General features: G+C 63.9%; 22 protein-coding genes, 1 tRNA gene and 2 pseudogenes. 5 read left to right on the top strand and 20 right to left on the bottom strand.

Going from position 1 to position 24,047, the window contains the following annotated elements; genetic code table 11:
• The 3 genes from HD592_RS11260 to HD592_RS11250 all read left to right on the top strand — a co-directional run bounded on the left by HD592_RS11260 (position 1) and on the right by HD592_RS11250 (position 4,326).
• Positions 1-1,467, top strand: coding sequence for an amino acid permease (locus HD592_RS11260; RefSeq protein ID WP_184454182.1), 1,467 nt, complete (start codon positions 1-3; stop codon positions 1,465-1,467).
• Positions 1,468-1,738: 271 nt separating this feature from the next.
• The gene (locus tag HD592_RS11255; RefSeq protein ID WP_184454180.1) at positions 1,739-3,055 is read left to right on the top strand and encodes an aspartate kinase; all 1,317 of its coding nucleotides are present in this window, start codon (positions 1,739-1,741) and stop codon (positions 3,053-3,055) included.
• A gap of 221 nt (positions 3,056-3,276) precedes the next feature.
• Positions 3,277-4,326, top strand: a complete 1,050-nt coding sequence (locus HD592_RS11250) for an aspartate-semialdehyde dehydrogenase (RefSeq protein ID WP_184454178.1) — start codon at positions 3,277-3,279, stop codon at positions 4,324-4,326.
• Positions 4,327-4,449: 123 nt separating this feature from the next.
• Here HD592_RS11250 and trxA read toward each other — a convergent pair whose 3' ends face one another.
• The 3 genes from trxA to HD592_RS11235 form a co-directional block, all read right to left on the bottom strand.
• Entirely contained in the window at positions 4,450-4,812 is a 363-nt protein-coding gene (gene trxA, locus HD592_RS11245; RefSeq protein WP_154475862.1) for a thioredoxin, read from the bottom strand.
• Positions 4,813-4,902: 90 nt separating this feature from the next.
• Positions 4,903-5,532 (bottom strand): TetR/AcrR family transcriptional regulator, encoded by a 630-nt coding sequence (locus tag HD592_RS11240; protein ID WP_184454176.1) that lies wholly within the window; start codon positions 5,530-5,532, stop codon positions 4,903-4,905.
• A 41-nt stretch (positions 5,533-5,573) separates the two neighbouring features.
• Entirely contained in the window at positions 5,574-6,014 is a 441-nt protein-coding gene (locus HD592_RS11235) for a (deoxy)nucleoside triphosphate pyrophosphohydrolase (RefSeq protein WP_184454174.1), read from the bottom strand.
• A 145-nt stretch (positions 6,015-6,159) separates the two neighbouring features.
• Between HD592_RS11235 and HD592_RS11230 the strand changes: the two genes are divergently transcribed.
• Positions 6,160-6,233 (top strand) — tRNA-Gly (locus tag HD592_RS11230).
• Between the two features lie 190 nt (positions 6,234-6,423).
• Here HD592_RS11230 and HD592_RS11225 read toward each other — a convergent pair.
• The 11 genes and pseudogenes from HD592_RS11225 to HD592_RS11980 all read right to left on the bottom strand — a co-directional run bounded on the left by HD592_RS11225 (position 6,424) and on the right by HD592_RS11980 (position 15,438).
• Positions 6,424-6,951: a coiled-coil domain-containing protein gene (locus tag HD592_RS11225; RefSeq protein WP_184454707.1), complete on the bottom strand. Its 528-nt coding sequence runs from the start codon at positions 6,949-6,951 to the stop codon at positions 6,424-6,426.
• 34 nt (positions 6,952-6,985) lie between these two features.
• Positions 6,986-7,120, bottom strand: a pseudogene (locus HD592_RS12730) (ATP-dependent Clp protease proteolytic subunit); the annotation flags it as partial.
• Between the two features lie 86 nt (positions 7,121-7,206).
• Entirely contained in the window at positions 7,207-8,520 is a 1,314-nt protein-coding gene (locus HD592_RS11215; protein ID WP_184454172.1) for a phage portal protein, read from the bottom strand.
• Between the two features lie 224 nt (positions 8,521-8,744).
• Positions 8,745-9,656: a hypothetical protein gene (locus tag HD592_RS11210; protein ID WP_184454170.1), complete on the bottom strand. Its 912-nt coding sequence runs from the start codon at positions 9,654-9,656 to the stop codon at positions 8,745-8,747.
• A gap of 153 nt (positions 9,657-9,809) precedes the next feature.
• A pseudogene (locus HD592_RS11205) lies at positions 9,810-11,415 on the bottom strand (terminase large subunit).
• Between the two features lie 153 nt (positions 11,416-11,568).
• Positions 11,569-11,931: a DUF6900 domain-containing protein gene (locus HD592_RS11200; RefSeq protein ID WP_184454705.1), complete on the bottom strand. Its 363-nt coding sequence runs from the start codon at positions 11,929-11,931 to the stop codon at positions 11,569-11,571.
• A 183-nt stretch (positions 11,932-12,114) separates the two neighbouring features.
• Positions 12,115-12,417 carry a hypothetical protein gene (locus HD592_RS11195; RefSeq protein ID WP_184454168.1) on the bottom strand — a complete coding sequence of 101 codons (303 nt, stop codon included), beginning with the start codon at positions 12,415-12,417 and terminating at the stop codon, positions 12,115-12,117.
• Positions 12,418-12,659: 242 nt separating this feature from the next.
• The gene (locus HD592_RS11190; RefSeq protein WP_184454166.1) at positions 12,660-12,941 is read right to left on the bottom strand and encodes an Nmad4 family putative nucleotide modification protein; all 282 of its coding nucleotides are present in this window, start codon (positions 12,939-12,941) and stop codon (positions 12,660-12,662) included.
• 188 nt (positions 12,942-13,129) lie between these two features.
• Complete coding sequence (locus HD592_RS11185; protein ID WP_184454164.1) at positions 13,130-13,801, bottom strand: hypothetical protein; 672 nt, start codon at positions 13,799-13,801, stop codon at positions 13,130-13,132.
• Between the two features lie 115 nt (positions 13,802-13,916).
• Positions 13,917-14,594 carry a DNA cytosine methyltransferase gene (locus HD592_RS11180; protein ID WP_246430165.1) on the bottom strand — a complete coding sequence of 226 codons (678 nt, stop codon included), beginning with the start codon at positions 14,592-14,594 and terminating at the stop codon, positions 13,917-13,919.
• A gap of 151 nt (positions 14,595-14,745) precedes the next feature.
• Complete coding sequence (locus HD592_RS11980) at positions 14,746-15,438, bottom strand: TetR/AcrR family transcriptional regulator (RefSeq protein WP_221437885.1); 693 nt, start codon at positions 15,436-15,438, stop codon at positions 14,746-14,748.
• 90 nt (positions 15,439-15,528) lie between these two features.
• Between HD592_RS11980 and HD592_RS11170 the strand changes: the two genes are divergently transcribed.
• Positions 15,529-16,758 carry an MFS transporter gene (locus HD592_RS11170; protein WP_184454162.1) on the top strand — a complete coding sequence of 410 codons (1,230 nt, stop codon included), beginning with the start codon at positions 15,529-15,531 and terminating at the stop codon, positions 16,756-16,758.
• 392 nt (positions 16,759-17,150) lie between these two features.
• Here HD592_RS11170 and mnhG read toward each other — a convergent pair whose 3' ends face one another.
• The 6 genes from mnhG to HD592_RS11140 are packed head-to-tail and all read right to left on the bottom strand — an operon-like array spanning position 17,151 to position 23,922.
• Positions 17,151-17,543: a monovalent cation/H(+) antiporter subunit G gene (mnhG, locus tag HD592_RS11165; RefSeq protein WP_184454160.1), complete on the bottom strand. Its 393-nt coding sequence runs from the start codon at positions 17,541-17,543 to the stop codon at positions 17,151-17,153.
• On the bottom strand, positions 17,543-17,911 hold the full coding sequence (locus HD592_RS11160) for an MrpF/PhaF family protein (protein WP_184454158.1): 369 nt from the start codon (positions 17,909-17,911) through the stop codon (positions 17,543-17,545). Before HD592_RS11160 ends, mnhG begins: the two co-directional genes overlap by 1 nt.
• Entirely contained in the window at positions 17,908-18,654 is a 747-nt protein-coding gene (locus HD592_RS11155) for a Na+/H+ antiporter subunit E (RefSeq protein ID WP_343058806.1), read from the bottom strand. The genes HD592_RS11160 and HD592_RS11155 overlap by 4 nt, the downstream gene beginning before the upstream one ends.
• Complete coding sequence (locus HD592_RS11150; RefSeq protein WP_184454156.1) at positions 18,651-20,246, bottom strand: Na+/H+ antiporter subunit D; 1,596 nt, start codon at positions 20,244-20,246, stop codon at positions 18,651-18,653. Before HD592_RS11150 ends, HD592_RS11155 begins: the two co-directional genes overlap by 4 nt.
• The gene (locus HD592_RS11145; RefSeq protein ID WP_184454154.1) at positions 20,243-20,842 is read right to left on the bottom strand and encodes a Na(+)/H(+) antiporter subunit C; all 600 of its coding nucleotides are present in this window, start codon (positions 20,840-20,842) and stop codon (positions 20,243-20,245) included. The genes HD592_RS11150 and HD592_RS11145 overlap by 4 nt, the downstream gene beginning before the upstream one ends.
• Entirely contained in the window at positions 20,839-23,922 is a 3,084-nt protein-coding gene (locus tag HD592_RS11140) for a Na+/H+ antiporter subunit A (protein ID WP_184454152.1), read from the bottom strand. Before HD592_RS11140 ends, HD592_RS11145 begins: the two co-directional genes overlap by 4 nt.
• Between the last annotated feature and the right edge of the window lie 125 nt (positions 23,923-24,047).

The following is a 24,047-nucleotide window of genomic DNA, read 5'->3' as shown; positions in this document are numbered from 1 at the left end:
ATGACCTCTTCCGCTCGTGCGCGCGTCGGCACCTACGCGCTCCTCACGATGACCGTTGCGGCGGTGTTCAACTTCCGCAACGTCATCAACAACTCGGTGTCCATCGGCCTGGCATCGGCCCCGGCCTTCTTCTTCGCAACGCTCCTCTACTTCCTGCCCTACACGCTCATCATCGCCGAGCTCGTCGCCCTCAACAAGGACTCGGAATCCGGCGACTACCGGTGGGTCAAGACCTCCCTGGGAGGGCGCTGGGCCTTCCTCGGCGCCTTCTCCTACTGGTTCGTCAACCTCTTCTACTTCGCCTCCCTCCTGCCGATCGTCCTCGTCTACGCCTCGTACATGATCTGGGGGCAGGAGAAGGTCCTGTCGCAGACGGCCATCACGGTGATCTCGATCGCCATATTCGCCCTCGCCACCTGGGTGTCGACCAAGGGCGCGGCCTGGATCGGGAAGGTCACCAACATCGGGGCGACCTTGATGATGGCCATGGCCCTCGCCTTCGTCGTCCTCACCGCGGCGGCGCTGGCCGGAGGGCTCGAGCCCGCGACGCCGATCACGCTGTCCGCGATGAAGCCCGACACCGCGTCCTTCGCCTCCATGTGGGCCTTCTTCGGCACTCTCGCATGGATCATCCAGGGCGTGGGAGGCGCCGAGTCCGTCGGCGTCTACATCAACGACCTCAAGGGCGGGGTCCGGTCCTTCATCAGGACGATCATCTTCGCGGGCCTCATGATCGGCATGCTCTACGCCGTCGCCTCCCTTCTCATGACCGTCTTCGTCAAGGCCGGGGAGCTGTCGTACTCCGAGGGCATCTTCCAGACGATGGGCGGCCTCGGGGCCTACTTCGGCCTCGAGAGCGGGCTCATCAACAGGGTCGTCGGCCTCGTCATGCTCACCGCGACCCTCGGATCCCTCCTCATGTGGACCGCGACTCCCGTGAAGATCTTCTTCTCCGAGATTCCCGGCGGCATCTTCGGCGACAAGCTCGTCGAGCTCAACGACCGGGGCATTCCGTGGCGCGCCGCATGGGTCCAGTTCCTCATCGTCGTCCCGATCCTCATCATTCCCGCCCTCGGCTCGGATTCCATCGACGGTCTTCTCCAGATCGTCATCAATATGACGGCGGCGACGGCCCTCATCCCGCCGCTGTTCATCTACCTCTCCTACTTCTTCTTCAGGAAGAACTACGACGACGTGCCGCGCGGCTTCAAGATCGGATCGCGTCGTTTCGGAATGGGGATGGCGGCCTTCATGATCCTCGTCTTCTCCTTCGTCTTCATCACCGGCACGCTGCCCTACGGGCAGGAGGTGTGGCTCACGCTCGTCTACAACATCGGCGGCGTCGTCATCTTCATCGGGGGCGCGTACATCATCTACCAGCGGTACATCAACCGGCTCCGGGCCGAGGACCCCGCCGCAGCGCATGAGGAACTCACCCCGACTGCGGAGCGCATGAGGAGGCGCTGAGCCCCATCGCGCGTCTCGAGCGCATCCCGGAGCGAGGACTCGATCCTGGTGTTCCGGGATGCGCTCGTCGTCTTCCGGCCGTTCCGGGCGGCGCCCGGAGCCGCTGACGGGGCCGGTCCCGAAGCGCCGCCGGGGCCGCTCCCCGAGGCTCGGCGGAGGGGCGGCGGTGCGAATGCCCGAATGACGGTCGGGCGCTACGCCGTCGGATGCCGGCCATAGGATGAGGTGAATTGCGCCCGCCGCCGCGGGCGCCCGGAGGAAATGGGGATCCGTGGCACTGATCGTGCAGAAGTACGGGGGCTCGTCGGTCGCCGATGTCGAGGCGATGAAACGAGTGGCACGCCGCGTCGCCGACACGCACGACGCCGGTCATCAGGTCGTCGTCGTCGTATCCGCGATGGGCGACACGACCGACGACCTCCTCGATACGGCCGCACAACTCACCGCGAAGGCCCCCGAGCGGGAGATGGACATCCTGCTCTCCGCGGGGGAGCGGATCTCGATGGCCCTGCTCGCCATGGCCGTCAACGAACTCGGCGTCCAGGCCCAGGCCTACACGGGCGCGCAGGCCGGCATCCGCACGGACTCCCACCACGGTCGCGCGCAGATCGTCGGCATGGTCCCCGAGCGCGTCGCCCGCGCGGTCAAGGAGGGCCAGGTCGCGATCGTCGCCGGCTTCCAGGGGGTGTCCGAGGATGATGACGTCACGACCCTCGGCCGTGGTGGTTCGGATACGACCGCGGTCGCCCTCGCCGCCGCCCTCGGCGCGGACGTCTGCGAGATCTACACCGACGTCGACGGGCTCTTCTCGGCCGATCCGAGGATCGTCCCGAAGGCTCATCGTCTGCGCACCCTCACTCAGGAGGAGACCCTCGAGCTCGCGGCCCACGGCGCGAAGATCCTGCACCTGCGCGCGGTGGAGTTCGCCCGTCGTTACGGCGTTCCCCTCCACGTCCGCTCCTCCTTCTCGGAGAAGAACGGGACGTGGATCTCCGATTCCCCCGCCAACCCCGAACTCGAGGGCCTCGTGCCCTCGGCCGCCCTCGTCGATCCGAAGGACCTCACCATGGAGAAGCCCCTGATCTCGGGAATCGCGCACGACCGCTCCCAGGACAAGATCACGGTCACGAACCTGCCGAACAATCCCGGTGTCGCCGCCCGGGTGTTCTCGATCTGCGCGCAGGTCGGCGCGAACATCGACATGATCGTTCAGAACGTTCCGGTTTCCGACCCGACCCTTGCGAACATCTCCTTCACGCTCCCCGAGGGCGACGCCCAGCGCACGCTCGAGGCCCTCGAGGCCGCGCGCGATGAGATCGGCTTCGACGAACTGCGGTACAACCCGAATATCGGCAAGCTCTCCCTGGTAGGCGCGGGCATGCGGACGAATCCGGGCGTGTCCGCGAAGCTCTTCGCCGCCCTGTCTGAGGCGGGGATCAACATCGATCTGATCTCGACTTCGGAGATCCGCATCTCGGTCGTGACGAGGCTCGATGATCTCGACCGGGCGGTGAAGGCCGTGCACTCGGCCTTCGGCCTCGACGCGACCGAGACGGAGGCCGTCGTCTACGGCGGCACCGGCCGCTGACCCCTCCCCTCCGCCGAGATCATCACTTTCGCCCGCCGAGATCATCACCTTCATCCATCGAGATCATCACTTTCGCCCGCCGAGATCATGACCTTCGTGACTCTGCGCACGGGTAATGCTCTCGAGGCCGAGAAGTAATGCTTTCGACGAAGAGAAGTGATGATTTCGACGAAGAGAAGTGATGATTTCGGCGGAGAGGGCACAACGAAAAGGAGAACATCATGACCGGACTCAATGTCGCAGTCGTCGGCGCCACCGGACAGGTCGGCCGCGTCATGCGCACGCTACTCGAGGAGCGCGGCTTCCCGGTGAAGTCGATCCGCTTCTTCTCCTCCGCGCGTTCGGCCGGGACGACGCTCGAATGGAAGGGCGAGGAGATCACGGTCGAGGACGTCGCCACCGCCGACTTCGCGGGGATCGACATCGCCGTGTTCTCCGCAGGGGCGGGCGCCTCGCGCGAGTACGCGCCCAAGTTCGTCGCAGCCGGAGCGGTCGTCGTCGATAATTCCTCCGCATGGCGCAAGGACCCGGAGGTTCCGCTCGTCGTCTCCGAGGTGAATCCCGAGGACGCCGTCGAGCGCCCGAAGGGCATCATCGCGAACCCGAACTGCACGACGATGGCGGCGATGCCGGTGCTGCGTCCGCTCGTCGACGAAGCGGGAGGCCTCAAGCGCCTCTTCGTGTCGAGCTACCAGGCCGTCTCCGGTTCGGGGCTCAAGGGCGTTCAGGAGCTCATCCGCCAGACGAAGTCGGGTGCGGAGCAGGATCTCGCCGCCCTCGCGCTCGACGGTCGCGCAGTCGCGCTGCCGGATCCCGAGGTGTACGTCGCGCCGATCGCCTTCGACGTGGTCGCGCTCGCCGGTTCGATCGTCGACGACGGAACGGAGGAGACCGACGAGGAGCAGAAGCTCCGCAACGAGTCGCGCCGCATCCTCCACATCCCGGATCTGAAGGTGTCGGGCACCTGCGTGCGCGTCCCCGTCTTCACCGGGCACACCCTCACGATCCACGCCGAGTTCTCCGATGCGATCACTCCCGAGAGGGCGTGCGAAATCCTCGCCGATGCTCCGGGCGTGCGGGTCGTCGAGGTGCCGACGCCGCTCGAGGCGGCGGGCCGCGATGAGGTCCTCGTCGGCCGGATCCGCCAGGATCAGGCGGTCGATGACGGCCGCGGGCTGGTGCTCGTGGTGTCGGCTGACAATCTGCGCAAGGGGGCGGCCCTCAACGCGATCCAGGTCGCCGAGGTCGTCGCGCGCGAATTCGGCGTCTGAGTCCCGTCCGCTCGTCGGCTTCGGGATCGGCGTGGGCTTGAGCCCGTGACTCTTTGACGGACGGTTTCGTCCTCGGCCCGATTGCCAGGGCCGAGGACGATCGTCAGTTCTGGCGTGTGCGCGTCACTTCTCGGATTCGGCGATCTGCTTGCGCACCTCGTCCATGTCGAGGCCGCGGATCTGGGAGATGAGGTCGTCGAGCGCCGAGCCGGGCAGGGCGCCGGACTGGCGGAAGATGGCGATGCCGTCGCGGAAGGCCATGAGGGTCGGGATCGAGGAGATCTGCGCGGCGTGCGCGAGGTCCTGCTCGGCGTCGGTGTCGATCTTGCCGAAGACAATGTCGGGGTTCTTCTCGGAGGCTTCTTCGAAGACGGGGGCGAACTGCCGGCAGGGGCCGCACCAGGCGGCCCAGAAGTCGACGAGGACGATGCCGTTCTCGGCGACGGTCGTTTCGAAGTTCTCAGCGGTCAGGGCGATGGTGGACATGAATTCTCCTCAGATTCCCGGGGTGCCCGGAGGCTCGGTCGTGCGGGCGTTCGGCCCTTTCGCTTTAGGACAACGATGCCGCATCGGCGGCTATTCCGCTCGGGGAGGGCGTCCGGGTGTGATCCTCGACGCTTCGACGCCGAGGGCGCGCAGGATGAACTCTTCGGCGACTTCGGCGCGGGCGCGGCCCTCCGTGGGGCGCCCGGGGGCTTCGGCGCCCATGAGGCAGGCGTGGATGATGGGCACGAGGGCCCGCGGGTCCTGCTTCGGGATCGCGCCGGCGTTCATCGCGTCGACGAGGATGGAGCCGAGGTAGCGTTCGACCGCTCCGGCGTGGTCGTGGAGGTGCCCGGAGTTCGGGCGGGAGACCTGATCGCGAAGATTGAGGCGCCCGGAGATGTGGTAGTGGTCGGTCATCTCCAGGTGGAGGCGGATGTAGGTCCGCAGTCTTTCGATCGGGTCGCTCTGCGCTTCGACTGCGGCGCGCAGTGTCGTGCCGAACTCGCTGGTCGCTTCCTTCATGTAGGCGAGGAGGAGGACTTCCTTGTCCTCGAAGTGGTTGTAGACGGCCGTGCGGCCGATCCCCGCGCGGCTGGCGATCTGCGCCATCGTGATCGTGTCGAAGGGGTTGTCTGCGAGGAGTTCTCCGAGGGCGTCGAAGAGCTTGCGGCGCGTGAGCGCCCGATGGTCTGCGAGGCACTCTCCAATGATCTTGGGCATGGGGACATTCTGACACTGAAAGCCTTGGTGTCGTCAAAGATTCATGTCAGGCGGGCGGTGATCGCCCTCGTCGCTTCGCGTACGGCGCGCACGATCGGCAGATCCGCGCCGATCCAATCGACGGCCTCCGCGTCCTCGAGGCCGACCCAGCGGAGTTCGGAATGCGAATCGCCGGCGCGGGGAGCGGGGGAGCCGGGGGCGACTTCGGCGAGCCAGACGCCCATGTCCCTGCCTCCCAGGATCGGCCACCAGCCGCCCTCGGGGGAGGGGATCTCGGCGCCGAAGGTCAGAGCGGTGCCGAGCTCCTCCTCGATCTCCCTGGCCAGGGCCTCCAGGGGTGCTTCGCCCGGGTCGATCTTCCCTCCTGGCAGTTCGAAGCGCCCTGCGAGTTCGGCGGGGTAGGCGCGCGCGGCGCACAGGAGGCGTGAGGGGGACTCGAGGGAGTCGAGGATCGCGGCGGCGACGACGGGGGCGGGTTTCATGCTGACGAGTGTACGGAGGCGGGGTGCGCAGGCGCGCGGGGCGGAAGGCCCCCGGACGAGCCGACTCGCACGCTTCAGGACGCGCCGCTTTGGACGAGGAGGGTGTCGCCGGTTATGATCGGGGTACCTCCTCCGATGGAGGCTCGCGGGCGTAGTTCATCGGTAGAATGGAAGCTTCCCAAGCTTCAGAGGCGGGTTCGACTCCCGTCGCCCGCTCCACTATGACCTCGGATTTGATAAGGCTGGGGTTGCGTTTGGCGAGTATGCCCTTGGGGGGTCTAAATTTCGGCGGGCGTTGGCGAGTTCATGTTTGCCCTAGTCAGAGCGTTGGCGAGTTGAGCAGCAGCTAGCTGTTGACATGAAAATGCCCGCCCTCACGGTGAGGCGGGCTCGGCTGTGCGGAACAGTTCTACAGGTCGATGGTGATCCTGCGCCCGTCGCGGAAGAAGAACTCAATGGCCTCTTCCCTGACGATGGCGTGGTCGATGAGGGCTGTCCACTGGGTTGGCTGGAACGTGCTGATCGGCGCGCTTGAGAGTTGGTCGTATGCGGTGAGCAGCGCGTTGTGTTTGGCTTGGCGCTCGTTGATCTGCGTCTCCAGGTTCTTCAATCGGTCGGTGGCGTGGTTGTAGTCGGCCTCGATGCGTTTGATCTGTTTGGCGTACTCGTCTTGGTCGGTAGCAACATGCTGGTTGTGTGCCACCATCGCTGTGAACGCTGCTTCTAGTTCGGCCTGCCGTTCGGCCAGTTCAGCGCGCTCGGCTTCGAGCTGCTTGGTGTCGAATACAGCTGCGAGGTCTTCACGCAGACTCGGGTTCTCGAGGCTGGGGGTGAGTTGTGACAACGCGGCTAGGAAGGCGGCCTTGATCTGGTGGTCGCGAAGCGTTGGTGTGGTGCAGACGTGGTCGCCTGCGTGTTTGTTGTTGCAGTGCCACACGGTGTGTTTGTTCGTGGTCGATGACCAGGTTGTAGATTTGGGCTGCCGCGACCACATCCCCACCCGGGGAGTTAATCCACACCGTCACATCACCTGAACCATTGTTGAGCTCGGTGGCGAAAACTTGTGGGGTGATGTCATCGTCAAACCAGGACTCCTCAGCAATCACTCCGTTGATACGCAAAACCCGGCTGGTATCACTACCTGCCGGGCCATCAGTTTCGGGAGCAGCTGGCTCCCAGTTCCAGAACCGTCTCACCGGCTCCTCCTTTCAACTCGTTGTTCCACCAGCGGTGAATCATCAGTAGGTGGCCCTTCCTGGTGTGCTTGCGAGGCGGTGGCGTAGGCTCCTGCCAGGTCGAGGGGCAGCATGTTGCCGTTGACCAAGTACAGGTCACCTCCAGCCTCAACGCTGATGCGGTCGAGGTTTTCGAGTTCGCGGATGTCGTTGGCGCTCATCCACCCGTTCTGCCGAGCAACCGCATAGCCCTCCATGCGGGATTGGTAGTCACCTCTTAGGAGTCCTTCGAGGTTGAACTTCACAAACACCGATGGTTTCTCACGCGCAGACAGCAGTGTTTTGGTGAGGGCTTGTTCGAAGCGGATCACCCACGGGTCCAGGGTGTATTTGACGAACTCCAGCGACTGCTGCTCAATATTGCTAAAACTGGATTTGTCGAGGTCACCAATCATGTGGGGTGGGATACGGAAGATACGCGCGATCTCATTAATCTGAAACTTCCGGGTCTCCAAAAACTGTGCTTGCTCAGGTGAGACCGCGATCGGGGTGTATTTCATCCCCTCCTCTAACACCGCGATCTTATTAGAGTTCCTGGCCCCACCAAACGTTTGCTGCCAGGACTCGCGCACCCTGGCCGGGTCCTTGATAGTGCCCGGGTGCTCGAGCACCCCACCAGGGGCGGCACCGTTAGCGAAAAACGACGCGCCGTAGTCCTCGGTGGCTTGAGCCAGGCCGATCGCGTTCCTAGCCATCTGAATCGGGCTATACCCGACCAGGCCATCGAAGCCTAAGCCTGGCACGTGCAGCACGTCTGCCGGGGTAAGCCTGACGGTTCGGTATTCTCCGGCTGGTTCATCCCACGTGGTCTGATACTCGTAATACAACTCATGCGTGAGGAGGTCACGCCCCACGCTCATACGATCCGGCATCAACGGATAGAGCGCGATGACTTCACCTAGGCCGTTGCGGATGACTTGGGCGAACGCATTACCCCAAAGAAGCAAGTGGGTCATGAGGGTTTCGCGGAAGATGAAGCTTGTCATTTCCGGGTTCGGCTCATCATGAAGCAGCCCATACAAGGGATGGTCGGTTGCTTTCACCCGCGACCCAGACTTATCCGTCCGGTAGACGTGTAGTGGCAGCCCAGCCACTGCTTCAGCCAAAATCCGCACGCAACTGTAAACAGCGGTCAACTGCATCGCGGATCGTTCCGTCACCACCCGCCCACCAGCCGTGGTAGGGCCAAACAGAAACGAGTAGGAGGCATCGAAACTATGCTCTTCAATCTGACGAGCATTTTGCCCTAGTATCCAAGAAATGAGACCCATAGGTGTCTTCCTCATTGGTAGACATAAGAGTTTGGGCGCTATTTCACTGTGAAATAGCGCCCAAACTAGGGAGAGCAGAAGCCTGTTGCCAATATCGCACGCAACTCAATCGGATAACTCTATAGGAGGAGTCCGGGTAAGTTTCAGTAATGCTTCAAAAGCTGGCTGATTTCACATCTAACGCTGCAGTGGAACTGACTTCAGCTGTGTTAGAAGAATTACATCTACTCCCATGCTTCGTATACACAAGCAGAGATGCTGCCGCCGGTCCAACCTGTGGCGGCACTGAGGCAATAGATGCACCCGGCGCCAGCTGTTAAAGCGCAAGCCCAGCCACAGGCGACTGAGATGACTGCCAGTACTGCCCAGTTAATCCCAATGCTATTCAAGCACTGATTCAACTTCCCCCAGTTCATACCCAGAGGCTGAATTTCCCCATTGCTTCCAGCATTGGGATTTACAATCGTCTTGTTTACCGACAGCTTACCATCGTTCCACAGTCGAACCTGAACCTTGTTATCAGCCAGTATTTCACCATAGACTTCCTGCGTCACAAGTTTACCGTTTTCCCAGATAAACAAGATCTTATTTACGCGGGATAGCCCCGACTCAAGTGGTACAGCCACAATTGTTTTACTCTCCAAGGTGTAGGCTTGAGCGTCCGCCCACATAGGAGTTGCACCGCTCTTCGGCGAATACTTCACCGCTTTTGCAGAGAGAACTTGTTCTTCTAAATCCACACCCGTAAGCTCAACCAGTGCTTTACTAGTAGCCGCAATAGCGTTCAAGTCCGGTTCCTTATAGGTGACTGTCTCTGACTTGACGGAAGAATAATTGTCCAACTCGGCAGCTTGAGCAGTGTGGCTCTGCGTCGCCACTAAAGCAATAGCGGTCAAACAGGCAATCAAGCCAATCCCAACAGCGAGCAAGTTCTTGTTTTCAAGCCTATCTTTCAAGCCTAGAAAAAGGGCCGCAACAAGCATTAGCGCTCCAACCATCCGGAAGGTTAAGGTGAAACCATCTCCCGGAACTACAAAAGCTAGAGCTTGCAATCCGATCGACACGAACACCAATGCGACTATAAGTCGCTTTGTGCTACCGTGTTCCACTGACATAGTATTTGACGATGGGTTCATTTCCACTCCTTTCGTCAGAGCAACCTGACCAATTAGCATCGAAAGGAGGTATAGCTGAGAATATCTAGGCTCACACCACCTTCGGGCTGCATCATCCTTGCTTGATAGCTTCAGTATGTGTGACACACGCCACCCTATTCAATATGATTTAGGTCACACAAAAAGTAGGCCCCGCCCGTCATACACGCTTCCGCTTGTTTGTCCGCCGCCTCTGATGGCTCGGTCGAGGGCCATGATGGTGGCGACGACGCCGTCGATTTTCTCGGTGGACTTTTGCTTGTCGGGTTTGATGTTTCCTGCTGGGTCGGTGCGCACGTGAATGTTATCCATCATCCAGGACAGCACTGGATGCCCGCCGTGCGCGAGACGACCCTCGAGGGCGAGTTTCATGAGTTCCTTTGATGGTGGGCTCATGTCTCTAAAGCCTTGCCCGAAGGGGATGACGGTGAAGCCTGCGTCTTCGAGGTTTTGGCTCATTTGGACGGCTCCCCACCGGTCGTAGGCGATCTCGCGGATGTTGAACCGAGTACCCAGTTGCTCGATGTGTTTTTCGATTGCCGCGTAGTGCACGACGTTGCGCTCGGTGGTGAGCAAGTGGCCTTGGGTTTGCCATTGGTCGTAGGGCACGTGATCGCGGGCGACTCGCAGCGGCAGGTTGTTTTGCGGGATCCAAAACCACGGGGCAATCACATATTTACCCTCGTCATCACCGGTCTCTGGTGGGAAGACGAGGACGAACGCGGTGATGTCGGTTGTTGAGGCGAGGTCGAGCCCGCCATAACAGGGGCGGCCTTCGAGGTCGGCCAAATCAACCGGGTGGTTGTTTTGTTCCCATACGTGCATGGGCATCCACCGCACGGATTGCTTGACCCATTGGTTGAGGCGTAGTTGTCTGAAGGTGTTTTCTTCTGCTGGGTTTTGCTTGGCTTGCTCACACGCCGCCCTCACCTTCTCAACCGGCACGGTCACGCCTAGGGAGGGGTTGGCTTTCGCCCAGACTGTTTCGTCTGTCCAGTCGTCGTCTTCGTGGGCGCCGTAGATGACCGGGTAAAACGTCGGGTCGTGTTTCTTGCCCGCCAGGATGTCCTGGGCTTTTTGGTGGTACTCGTAGCAAATGCTGTGGGTGTCGGTTCCGGCGGTGGTGATGAAGAAATACAACGGCTGAGTGCGCGCGTCTCCACTGCCTTTGGTCATCACGTCTACTAGGGCGCGGTTTGGTTGGGTGTGGAGTTCATCGAACACGACTCCGGAGATGTTGAACCCGTGCTTAGAGTAGGCCTCCGCGCTAAGTACCTGGTAGAAGGAATTGGTGGGTTTGTAGATGATGCGTTTTTGGCTCCTAAGTACTTTCACGCGTTTGGATAGTGCTGGTGACATGGCAACCATGTCTGCGGCCACCTCGAACACGATCGAGGCTTGCTGACGATCCGCTGCACACCCGTAGACTTCAGCGGCGTGCTCACCATCAGCGCAGGTTAAGAGCAAAGCTATGGCCGCGGCGAGCTCGCTCTTACCATTTTTTAGGGATCTCCACATACGCGGTCGTGAACTGGCGGTACCCATCAGCCTTGATGGTGCCGAATAGGTCACGGATGATTCGTTCTTGCCAGTCGATCAACTCAAACGCCTTGCCCGCCCACCGGCCTTTTGTGTGCTTCAGGGCTTGGATGAACGCTACCGCGAAGTCGGCCTTGCGTTTGTCATAGCAAGAGCCCTCGGCCATAAACCGAGTCGGCGTGTACTCCTCGAGTCTGCGCATCGCATCTCACCTCCTTCCTGCGTCACTATCAACACTATTGGCATGCCAGAACCTCTACCAGCCACCCCGAATCACCCAGGTCACTACACAAACATCCCGCCAACCAGCCCCCAGCCCGAGCGCTTCCTACCCGGGCGCGGGGGTCGGAGTGGTTTAGGCGATTTGGCGGGCTGTGGTGCAGTATTCGGGGTCCAGGCCCGCCTTGGTGCAAGCGGCCTCAGCTAAGGCGAGGGCCTCGCGCTTGGTGGAGGCGGTGCCAACTGTCTGCCACCCGTCTAGGGTGCAGATGCGGGCTTGGAACACCCCGGTGGTCTCTGCCACCGCGCTGACCCCGGCGTGGGCGTCTTTGAGGCCGGCTTGGTAGGCGGCGGCGAGCAGCTCGCGCAATCCCCAGACTGAAACCTCAACGAAGTCCAGGTCATCACTGTTCCTAGCTTTGAGGGTTTCGAACCCGAATTCTTGGGCGAGGGCTTCGAGTTTGGTGTTGAGTTCTTTTTCGCTGATCTGGTGGTTCATGGTGGTGCCTTCCTCATGTGTTGGGCTGTGTTTTCCTGTCAGTTACATACAGCCATAGGTGTGCACCACTATCCAGTCCTAAAATCCCTATATTCCAAGGAAAAACAGTGGTCTCAATCCCAGGTATAGACCACCAAAACCCCTCCTGCCTGACAGGCAAAAAGGGGTTTTGCGCAGGCCCAGTTAGGGGCGGGTGTAGGGGGCCAGGTCGGTTGCAGCCTCGAAGGCGGTGATCAGGGCGGCGGCGCGTTGGTAGCCCTCAGCGATCCGCTCCAGCTCGCTAACCGTGACCTGCTCGTTGCTGGCGGTGTGGCATACCCACCCGGTTTCGGGGGTGTAGGACACTGCGGGAGTGCACTCGGCCACCGGGGTGCAGGTGATCGGGCAAGCACCATGCGGGTTGATGCAGTCAATGCGGTACCCCAGCGCAGCGGCGCGGTGTAGTAGTCGGGTGGTGTTTTCCTTAGCCAGCGTCGTGGTTTCCATTCTCGCTCACTCCTTGCGTCGGTGTGTTTTCCTGTTAGCTACATACAGCCATGACCGCGCCCCACTATCCAGTCGCTTTCGGCGTATGTGCAGCGATTTCTTAGAGACCTCAAGCACTAGTTTCCTCCGGCAGGTCAAGCATTATTCCCAGCTACCGGTCAGTGATCAGCAGGCAGCGGGAGGACAAGGAAGCAGGCTGCCAACCCTGGGGTGGGTGGCAGCCTGCAAGCGGCGTGTGGGGTTTAGCGGGCGTGGATCATGGCGATGGCCCATTCGATTGCGTGGCCGGCATCAAGGAAGGTTTTGTCTGATTCGGCGGCGATCATCACCGTCGTGGTGGCGGTCTTGCCGGTGTCGGTGAGGATGTCGAACAATGCGGCGGTGTAGTCCAGCCGGTTAGTGTCGTAGTTCCACGTCCCTTTGGTGGCGATCAGGAAGGCCCCGTAGTGGATGAGGTTTGCGTGGCAGGCGAAGGCTTTCTTCACATCCGCTGCGGTTTTCAGGGCTTGGAGGGTGGTGTTCATGGCTGTTTTCCTTTTCGTTGTTGTTTTCTTGTAGTTACATACAGCCATAGGTGTGGGACACTATCCAGTCGCTTTTGCCCAGTATTGTGGGGGTTTTCGAGAGATCACCGCCACTAAGAAACACGAGGGCAGGGCCTGTCACGGCTAGGGGCGCAGGTGGTGTTTTCCTGCGCCCCGAGCCGGGTAGTTCACACCCCTGGGACGGGTGTGGGTGGGGTGCGCCAAGCCGAGTTGCCGTCCAGGTTGCGCATCAGGATTCGCCGGGTGTGTTTGGTCTCGTTCCCGATCATGCCTAGGCGCAGCAGGAAGCAGCGCATCGCGTACTTCTCGTTCACCACTTGGCGCACCGTTGGGTTGATGCGGGTGGCGGCCTTGGCGTAGTCGATCATCGCTTCAAGCAAGCGCGTGACCGCCTCCACCGTGTCCGGGTCTGGCACCTGGGTGAACCAGGCGAACCTGACCACCCCCTGGCCCTCATCCACCTCCATGGGTAGGGCGGGGACGTTCAGGGCTTTGGCAATCAGGGGGCCTTTAGCGGCCAGTAGAGCCTGCAAACGCGCCCCGGTTCCCTCATCCCACCCGGTCGTGGGAAACGCTAGCGTGAGCCCCACGTCGGTGTTATCTGTGGGAGATTGGGTGGTGAAACCGGCAGCGGCTGCAGCCTCAATCACTGCTTCCACCTGCTGGTCGCTTAGCCCAGCAGCATTCAACTGCCAGTCACGTCCTAGGGACGCTTGGCCGATATGGTAGGCGAAAGAAGGGGCACCCGCGTACCGCGATTGTGTCTGTAGCACTTCTGCGATGACAGCGGCGAGATGTTTGCGGGCCTTGGTATCGGGGGTGAAAAGAATGTGTGCCATGGTGGTTCCTTACCTGTCTTTCGCTCCGCACCGGGTGTGCGGGGCTGGGCATGACACATACAGACATAGACACCGGCCCTCATCCAGTCCTCAGCCCGGGAACCTGGCAACAGTTCTAGAGAGGTTCATCGCTAGTGGCCGCATAGGTTTTCAACCGTCCTAGGACGTGCTGGGCGACGGGTAGGGCGATGCCGTTACCCCACAGTTTGTACTGGGACCGATCCCCACCAGGATCGGCGAGCCACTTGACCACCTGTGTCCGTGACCGGGGTCTGACCCCGCGCAGGGCGTTCCACCTGTCCCACACGCCCTGCCAAAAATCCAGCTCATCTTCGCTGGGGTCAGTAATGGCGAGACCGGCGCACCAATCGTCTGGGAAGCCTTGTAAGCGGGCGCACTCGAGCGGGGTGAGCCGCCTGGGACGCAGCGTGGTGCTGGCGATCATGGGTGGTGCGGTGTAGTCGCTCGCCAGTAGCGCGCCGGCTTGATTAGCGGTGGCCCGGGTGAAGAAGTCACTCTTCGACGCCGCAAACACCGCCTCGGTTTCCTCCTCGTTCTTGGGTTGGAGGATGATCATGCCGCCCTGGTTACAGGTAGGTTCCCCGCCTTTCAGATCCAGGGTTTTCGCTACTGAGGCTTCATACCCATACATCCCGCCGCTGCGCCTGTTGTGGTGGATGGAGTTAAAACTAAACACCCGCACAGATGAATCCTCGTGTTGGTTGGTTGCTTGGTCGAGGAGGATGGGGACGTTGTCATCACTATTACCCATACGCCCAGTGAGGGTCTGCATCACCCCTGCATGCGGCTGTCGCGTCGGGGCAGCGCGTTGCATTCTCGAGTCGGAGTTTTTGCAGAGCGTCTCGCCTTCATCGGGTTGATATGAAAAGAGGCGTGTAAGAATGCAGGCGTCCGCACTAGCGGTGCTCGTCAGAAAACCGCCGTCATCGCCGCTCGGGTTTTGCGAGCAGGGTGTGTTCGATTCCGTCAAGTATCGTGCTGACGACGAGGTCGTAGTATTCCTCCGACATCGCCTCCTCCTTCTCGGGGTGTGAAAGGGGCTCGAGGTAGGAGTCGACGATGTTGGTCAGGCCGACTGATTGAGTCATCATGGGTTCGAAGCGCTCCAGCATCTTGTTCAAATCGTGGCGCTGACCTGGCTGCTTCGATGAGCGAAGATTCCTCGCCCCGATCGTGTGCATGAGCGTATTGGCGATGATCGTGTATGCGACGGCTGAGTTATCGCCGAATCCGGCTTCTTGCAATTTCGACCATGCTCCATCGAGCATGGGCAGGAACTGCTGGGTGAATTTACCTCGAGCAAATCTGTCGGTGATCCCGTGATACGACAGGAGTGCGGGACGTAAATTGCGGGCCATCTGGTGGAACCACGCCTTCCAGTCGAGGGCGGGATCGGGGACCTCGATATCTGCGCACACCTGATCCACGACCGCATCGCAAATCGCTTCCTTGCTCGAGAAGTAGTGGTAGATCACCGAGGGGACGACATCGAGTTCGCGGGCGATGTCGCGCACGGACCAGCCGTCGATGCCCTTCGCTCCGCTCAATTCCACGGCTTTGCTCACCACTAGTTCGCGTGACAATCCGGCTCTGCGCCCCGTCGATACGGTTCCCATGAGGTGACCTCGCTCTGGTTCTTGACCCCTTGTAGAACGCCATTCTACAATGCGCCTGACTGAAACAGTGTTCTAGTTGTGGAGTGGATCATGTCGGAACCCCGTGGCGATGAGTCGGCCGAGAACCCCATCGATGCCGGTGCTCAAGCGAAACTGGTGGTGGGGATCGTGTTTTTGGCCTTCATGGGCCAGATGCTGCTCAACCCGATCATCGCCCCCTTGTCACGGCAGATGGGGCTCGAGGAGTGGCATATCGGTGCCACGATCTCGCTTGCGGCGATCGTGCTGGCCGGGGCAAGTTCGTATTGGGGTCGCGCCTCGCAGCGTTTGGGCGCTAAGCGTGTGCTCGCTTCCGGTCTTGTGATCGCGATCATCGCCCTCAGCAGCTTCGGCGTGATCGCCTGCCTGGGGATGAACCGGACGATCAGCGGTCTCGGCGCGGTCCTCGGGGTCGTGATCACGCGCGGCCTCGTCTACGGTGCGGGGATCTCGGCGATTGCGCCGACAGTTCAAGCCCACCTGGTCACGCACACGGCCAGTGAGAACGGGCGCGTCAAAGCACTCGGCATGATCGGCGCAGCCCAAGGCGTGGCCTCCATTATCGGGGGCATCGCAGGTGGAGCGCTGGCCGCCGTCGGCGGGCTCCTCCTCCCCCTGGTGGTCATGCCCATCGTGATGCTTGCAGGGCTGATCATCCTCTTGGCCGCCTTCAAGCCCCAGGGCCCTGGGCGCTTGTCGGAAGAGCCCAAACGCATCCGTTTCACGGACCCGCGCGTAGCGCCCTGGCTCCTCAGCGGCCTGATCATCTTCCTCGTCTTCTCCTCGATCGCCACGATTTTCGGTTTCACGATCCAAGACCGCTTCGCGTTGTCTGCGACCGAGACCGCCGGCGTTTCCGCGATCTACCTGACCGTCATGGGCGTCGCCATGATCATCACCCAAGCCGTGATCGCCCCGAAAACCCGGTGGAGGGCCGCGAAGCTCCTGCGCACCGGCTTCGTCATCATCCTGGCCGCGACCGCGCTCATCTGGCCTTCGTCCTCCCATGCCCTCCTCGCCGCCGGGTGCGGCCTATTGGGAATGGGCATGGGCCTGGCCATGCCCGGCTATAACACCGGTCCGACTCTTAAGACGGGCGTTGAAGAACAAGGCGCGGTCGCGGGCGTGATAAACGCCAATAACGGCCTCGCCTACGCCATCGCCCCGCTCGCTTCCACCGCCCTTTACGGATGGAATCCCCTCGCGCCCTTCATCATCTCCATCATCCTCACCGCGGCGATCACGGTATTCGTCTTCATCCACCCCGTTCTGCGCCGATGAACAGCCTGTGAGTGGATTTCAGGCCGTTCCATCGCCTCATCGCGTGGTGGGGCGCCCAGCGGCGGCATAGGAGGCAGAAGGAGGACGGCAAACGCCCCCAGCGGTTCCGCGAGTGCATCCACGGGGAGGACGCGTCCTAATTGCGGATTCCCGTACATGATCCTGCGATCCCGGGTCTTTTGAATCTCCGAAAGCGCCCAAGAAGGCCTCCTACCGACAGGCGTTGCCCTCTTGGGCGCTTTCGGGGCAATGCGGTGGTCGCCGTCAAGAGATTCGTCGAAAGATGAAGTGAGCGGCCTGTAGGGATCACGGTCCCCAAGAGCGCTCGACGCGATAGGGCGAAGCGGCGGGGGAAGTCCACACGGGCTTCCCCCGCCGCTCGCGTTGAGCCCCTACGGCTTCGGATCGTCTTCGACGCCCTCCGCTTCCACCTGCTCCTCCGCCTTCACCAAGTCCTCCCCGAGGGCGTCGTCGGCGAGCGAGGACGGATCGACGCGTCCGGTCCGGTAGGCGGCCCTGCTCAGCATGTGGGCCGAGATCGGCGCCGTGATGATTTGGAATGCGATGACGAGGAGCATCGTCCACGTCACCGAGGGCTCCCGGACCAGCAGCGCGATCCCGAGGAAATACATGATGAGCGAGAAGATCTGAGGCTTCGTCGCGACGTGCTGCCTGGACAGGATGTCGCGGTAGCGCACCATGCCGATCGACGCGATGAAGGTGAAGACCACGCCGAGGCAGACGCACGCGAGGCCGGCGACATCGAGGAGGACGTAGGGGTCCATTAGTCCTCCTCGGAATCGACGTCGTGGACGGGTGCGGCTTCCTCCGACAGGTCCATGAGGGCGCGGTCCGCCGCCTCGGCTTCCGCGCGGGTGAGGACGCGCCGCTCGTCGGGATCGGCCAGGGTCGCGAATCGGGCGAGGGCGGTCGACCCCACGAAGCCCACGAGGCCGAGCACGACGAACACCGGCAGAAGATCCGCGCGCCTGGTCGCCGCGGCGACCAGGGCGAAGGCGCCGATGAGGATCGAAGTCATCATGTCGACCCCGAGCATCCGATCGAGGTAGGTGGGGCCCTTCGTGATCCGGTAGAGGACGAGGAAGGCGGAGACGAAGAGCAGGACCGCGAGGAGCAGGAGGACCGGATTCATGCCGTGCTCCCCCCGCTCGCCCGCGCAGTGCCGCCGGGGCCGCCATCGGCATTCCCCTCGTCGACGGGGCCTCCCTCGGCCGGCGAAAGGCATTCGAGCCCGTCGGCGTCCCCGCCGGAAGCCGGCGCATAGGGGACGGGCAGGCGTCCAGCACGGCGGGTCGATCCCGGGACGTAGCCCGCGTCGACGAGCTCCTCGTGCGAGGCGAAGGCGCGCATCACCCGCTCCTCGAGCGCGAGGATCGTCCGATGGACGCCGTCGGGGCCGCCCGCGAGCCTCTCATCGAAGACGTGGACGTAGATCGTCCCGCTGGCCCGGTGCGCTTCGACGACGACCGAGCCCGGCACGACCGCGGTGAGCGTCGAGATGATCGCGAGATAGGCGTCCGAGTGGGAGCGCAGGTGGACGCGGATGATCGCGCCCTTCGGGCGCCTCCCCGAGAGGATGAAGCCGGCCTGCTGGAAGGAGGAGACGAGGACGTCGGCGACGAGGCGGAGGCCGAGGATGAGGACTCCCAGCGGGCGGAAGCGCCCGTCGAAGGGGCTCGCCGGGAAGGGGGTGACGGTCGTGACGAGGAGGGCGAGGAGGAAGCCCCACACGACGCGGCTCGTCGAGAACTCGCCCCACAGCATCACCCAAACGAGGGTGAGCCACACGAGCATGCCCATGGAGGAATGGGGGAAGCGCCCGGGGCGCTTCGTCGCCCGGGCGATCGCCCGGGCCGAGGACGATTGACCGCTCACGGCTTCTCCTCCTTCCTCAGCCCCTGACCCTCCGTGGGCGCCTCGACCGAGGGGATGAGGGAGGATTCGGGGTCCTCGCGGCCCTCTTCGAGTTCCGCATTCCCCGCCGGGGGCAGGACCGCGACGATGTAGGGGGAGCGCTGGAGGAGGCGCGCGCCCGCGTTCTTCGTGTACTCGTTGATCGGACCGGCCAGGAAGGAGATCCCGAGGCTCACCGCGACGAGACCGGCGGTCGCGATCGTCATCGAAGGCGAAACGGGTTTTGGGGAGGGCTCCTCGGGGGCCTCCTGCCAGAACATCATGTTCCAGGCGCGCGCCACCGCGTACAGGGTGAGGAGCGAGGTGAGCAGGCCCGCCCCGATGAGGGCCCAGTCGATAGCCGAGGAGCGCCCGACCGAGGCCGAGATGAGCCCGACCTTCCCGAAGAAGCCCGAGCCCGGCGGAATGCCCGCGAGGTTGAATGCGGGCACGATGTAAAGGAGTGCGAGGAGCGGAGACGCCTTGAGCAGCGAGCCGAGCCTCGTCAGCGAGGTCGACCCGCCGATCCTCTCGATGAGTCCGACGACGAGGAAGAGGGCCGTTTGAACGGTGATGTGGTGGGTCGCGTAGTAGACCGTCGCACCCAGGGAGGCGGACGAAGCGACCGAGACCCCCCAGAGCATGTACCCGATGTGGGAGACGAGCGTGAAGGAGAGGAGGCGCTTGATGTCCTGCTGGGCGAGGGCGCCGAGGATGCCGATGAGCATCGTCGCAATGGCGAGCAATCCGAGGATCAGGGCGAGCCGGTCCCCCGGGAACAGCAGGGTCTGGGTGCGGATGATCCCGTAGACGCCGACCTTCGTGAGCAGGCCCGCGAAGACCGCGGTGACCGGCGCGGGCGCCGTCGGGTAGGAGTCGGGGAGCCAGGCGGACAGGGGGAAGACCGCGGCCTTCACCCCGAAGCCGATGAGGAGGACGAATTGGATGAGCAGGACCGTCGAGGGCGCGACGTCGCCCATGCGGATCGCGATCTGCGCGAGGTTCACGGTCCCGACGGCCGCGTAGGTGAGGGCGATGCCGGTGAGGAACACGGCTGAGGAGATGATCGAGACGACGATGTAGACGGTGCCCGCGCGGACCCGGTCGCGCGTGCCGCCCAGGGTGATGAGCACGAAGGAGGCGAAGAGGAGGATCTCGAATCCGACGTACATGTTGAACAGGTCGCCCGATAAGAAGGTGTTCGAGACTCCCGCCGACAGGATGAGGAAGGCCGGGTGGAAGACCGCGAGGGGGGCCGCTTCCTCGCCGTCGGCCGCGCCCTGGGCGAGCGAGTAGAGGAGAACGGCCAGGGTGACGGTCACCGAAGTCGTGAGCATGATCGCCGAGAGGCCGTCAGCGACCAGGACGATGCCGATCGGTGCGGGCCACAAGCCGATATTGAGCACGACCGGGCCCGAGGCGACCATGACGAGCAGCGCGATCGATACGAGCCATACGGTGAACAGGGTCCCGCCGGACACGAGGCCTTGATGCCTTCGCGCCTTCGAGGACGCGAGGGAGACCCCTGCGGACAGGATCGGCAGGACGATCGGAAGGGCGAGGAGGGCGTTCATCGGGCGCTCCCTCCCGGGCTCGCGGCAGCGCCCCCGGGCGCCCCGCTCGAGGGTCCGCCGTTCCCCGCCCCGCCCTCGTCGCCCGGAGCACCCGGAGCACCCGAGCGCAGCACGTCCACGGGGGCGCGCATCGGGGCGTCCTCGAACTCCTCGTCCTCGCCCTCCGTCTCATCGCGGGCGAGTCGCGCCTCGACCTCGATATCGGCCTCCGCCTCCCTGCGGGCCTCGAGGCGGGCGCGTTCGGCGCGGCGGGCGACGCGCCGGTCCTCGAGGTCGTCCTGGACCTCGTCATTCCCGTTGAGCTGCCAGGTCCTGTACGCGAGCGTCATGAGGAAGCCGGAGGTGCCCAGACCGATGACGATCGCGGTCAGCATCATCGCCTGGACCAGGGGATCCGCCATCGCCTCGGGTTCGGCCGCGCCGACGAGCGGGGGCGCGCCGGAGGGGCCGCCCGCGATGAGGAAGACGATGTTCAGGCCGTTCGTCAGCAGCGTGAGTCCGAGGACGATGCGCGACAGGGAGCGCTCGAGCACGAGGTAGACGCCGGCGGCGACAAGGACCGCGGCGAGGAGGATGAGGGAGAGGGAGGAGGTCATGAGGGGAGGCTCCTCTTCGCGGGTACGCCGGGAGCGTCGAGTTCGCCCGTCGCCATGCGGGCGTCGAGGGTGTGGCGGCGCTCGTCCTCGTGGGGGTCGAGGGCGAGGGAGTCGTCTTGCGGGTCCCCTTCGATCTCGGCATGGCGGTCGATCTCGGCGCCGAGCGAACGCAGGATCTCCAACGCCATTCCGACGACCACGAGGTAGACGCCGATATCGAAGAACAGGGCGGTCGCCACTTTGACCTCGCCGACTGCGGGCAGCGTGAAGTAGAACTTCGCGGTCTGCAGGATCGTGCCCCCGAAGGCGATGGGGGCGAGGGCCGAGCCGGTCGCGATCGCGAGTCCCGCGCCCATGAGGTGGCCGGGGTGGAGGGGCACCGCCGCGCCGAGTTCATAGCGGCCGCCCGCGAGGTAGCGGATCGTCAGCGCGATGCCCGCGAGCAGACCGCCTGCGAAACCGCCGCCGGGCTGGTCGTGGCCGGAAACGAGGAAGTAGAGCGACACGATGAGCATCGAGTGGTAGACGACGCGCGTCCCGAGTTCGAAGATCACCGAACGGTTCTGCTGCGACAGGGTCGAGCTTCCCGCGAGCCACAGGCGGTTCCGCATCGACGAGGCGAGGCGTCCGCCTCCGGTGCCCGCCCGGCGCGTCCCCGGCGGCCCGGGCAGGACGGCCTCGGGCGCGGGCCCCGAGGCCCGGCCGGAGGAGGGGCTGCGCCACACGGCCCGCGAGCTGCGCGGATCCAATGCGATGTTGCGCAGACGGTCCATCCGCGCCCGTCGGTCGCGGATGAACATGAAGGAGGCCATGCCGATCGCCGTGATGACGAGGACCGTGATCTCGCCCATCGTGTCCCAGGCGCGGATGTCCACGAGAGTCACGTTCACGATGTTGCGGCCGTAGCCGTTGACGTAGGCCTCGTCGTGCAGGCCGGTCGCGATAGGTTCGGCGACGCGCGAGGCCGCGGCGAGGGCGGCGACGAAGGCGACGGCCCCGCCGACGGTCGCGGCGAGCGCCATCCGGAGGTACCGGGAGGCGGCGAGCGGCCGATTGGAGAAGTAGGCGGGCAGGCGGCGCAGGACGAGGATGAAGATGATGAGGGAGACGGTCTCGGCGAGCGCCTGGGTGAGGGCGAGGTCGGGCGCTCCGTAGAGCTCGTAGACGAGGGCGACGCCGTATCCGGAGACGCCGACGAGGAGGACCGCCTTCATCCGATGGCGCGCCCTGGCGCCGAGAATCGCGGCCGTGGCGGCGATGAGGACCGCGAGGGCCTGCCCGGCGGAGTCCGCCGGGCGGATCCCGGCGAATCCGAGGGGAGGCCCGAAGGCCAGGGCCGTGCCCGTCACGAGGAGGGTGAAGGTGAAGATCGTCGACACGTAGGCGGGCAGGGAGCCGCGCTGGGTGAGGGAGGTGGCGCGCCCTGATGCGGCTTCGAGCCCGGTGATCGTGAGGCGGTAGAACTCCGAGCCCGAGAGGGGGAACTCGTGGCGGCGGGTGAATCGCAGCCACGGGTCGCGCGCGGCGAAGATCACGGCGCCGAGGGCGAGGACGGCGAGGGTGACGAGGAAGGGGGCGCCCGCGCCCGGCCAGGCGAGCAGGTGGCCGGGGCTGCCCGCCTCGACGGTGGCGACGTAGCCGCTCAGGAGCCGTTCGAGCGGACCGGGGACGAGGCCGAGGAGGAGGCCCGCCGAGGCGAGAATGATGATCGGGGCCATCATGAGGCGCGAAGGAGCTTTGACCTCGCGGGGCTCGGCGGCCGTCCGGGTCCAGAAGGCCCCCCACCAGAAGCGCAGGGCGTATCCGACGGTCATCGCCGAGCCGAGGGCGATCGTGATCCAGATCGCCGCATCGGCGGGGGCCGTCGATCCCATGAGGCCGTGGAGGGCGGTCTCCTTCGCGACGAAGCCGATGAAGCCGGGGGCGCCCGCCATTGAGAGGGCGGCGAGGCCGGAGAGGAGCGCGAGAAGGGGCATGCGGCGCCCGAGGCCGGTGAGCTCGCGAAGATCACGGGTCCCGGTCGCCCAGTCGATCGCGCCGACCGTGAGGAAGAGCGCCGCCTTGAAGAGCGAGTGGGCGACGAGCATGGCGAGGCCGGCGAGCATGAGCTCCTGCGTCCCGTAGCCGACGAGGACCATGAGCAGGCCCAGCTGGGAGACGGTGCCGTAGGCGAGGATGAGCTTGAGGTCGTACTGCTTGAGGGCGCGGTATCCGCCGAGGAGCAGTGTGAGCAGCCCCAGGCCGATGATGACGATCCTCCACGAGGCGGAGCCGGCGAAGGCGGGGGCGAGCCGGGCGACGAGGTACACGCCCGCTTTCACCATCGCCGAGGAGTGGAGGTAGGCCGACACCGGGGTGGGGGCGGCCATCGCAGCGGGCAGCCAGAAGTGGCTCGGCGCGAGTGCGGACTTCGTCGCGGCGCCCGCGAGCATGAGGAGGAGCGCCGTCGCGATCAGGGCCGCAGGAACGCCCGCTCCCAGCGTTCCCGCCCGTGCCGAGGCGATGAGCTCTGAGAACAGGAAGGAGCCGCCGGGGAGCTCCCCAAGGATGACGATTCCGCCGAGCATCGCGAGTCCGCCGGAGGCGGTGACGATGAGCGCCTGCTGAGCGGCCCTCCTGGAAGACGCGAGCACGTGGGAGTGGCCGATGAGGATGAAGGAGAACACCGTGGTGAGCTCCCAGAACATGTACATCGCCAGGGTGTTGTCCGTGGTGACCAGGCCGAGCATGGCGCCCGCGAAGCTCACGAAGGCGCCCGCGAAGCGGCCGAGGCCGGCCGCAGACGCCGAGAAGTACCGGGTCGTGTAGACGAGGACCAGGGCGCCGACTCCCGACACGATGAGGGCCATCAACCACGACAGGGCATCGATCCGGAAGACGAGATCGAAGCCGAGCTGAGGCGCCCAGCGCCAGGTCTCGCCCGGCGCGGCCCCGGCGAGCACCTCCGGCGCCAAGGAGGCGAAGTAGACGAAGGCGCCTGCGGGGATGAGCGCGAGAACGAGGAAGCCCGCGCGGCCCGAGCGCATGATCATCGGCGCGAGCAGGGCGCCGAACGCGAAGGCCGCAAGGATGACGAGCATTCCCCTCCTCGATGCCGTGCCTCGGGGCGGTGCCGGTGCGCGGGAAGTCCGGCAGGGCCCGATTGTCTCGCCCTCGATTTTAGTGGAAATCCCGAGAATCGCGCGGCGAAGATCCTCATCGGATC

Origin of the sequence: Schaalia hyovaginalis, from assembly GCF_014208035.1 — a bacterium.
Taxonomy (GTDB): domain Bacteria; phylum Actinomycetota; class Actinomycetes; order Actinomycetales; family Actinomycetaceae; genus Pauljensenia; species Pauljensenia hyovaginalis.
The sequence above is the reverse complement of the archived record's forward strand: the minus strand, read 5'-3'. Positions and strand labels throughout refer to the sequence as shown.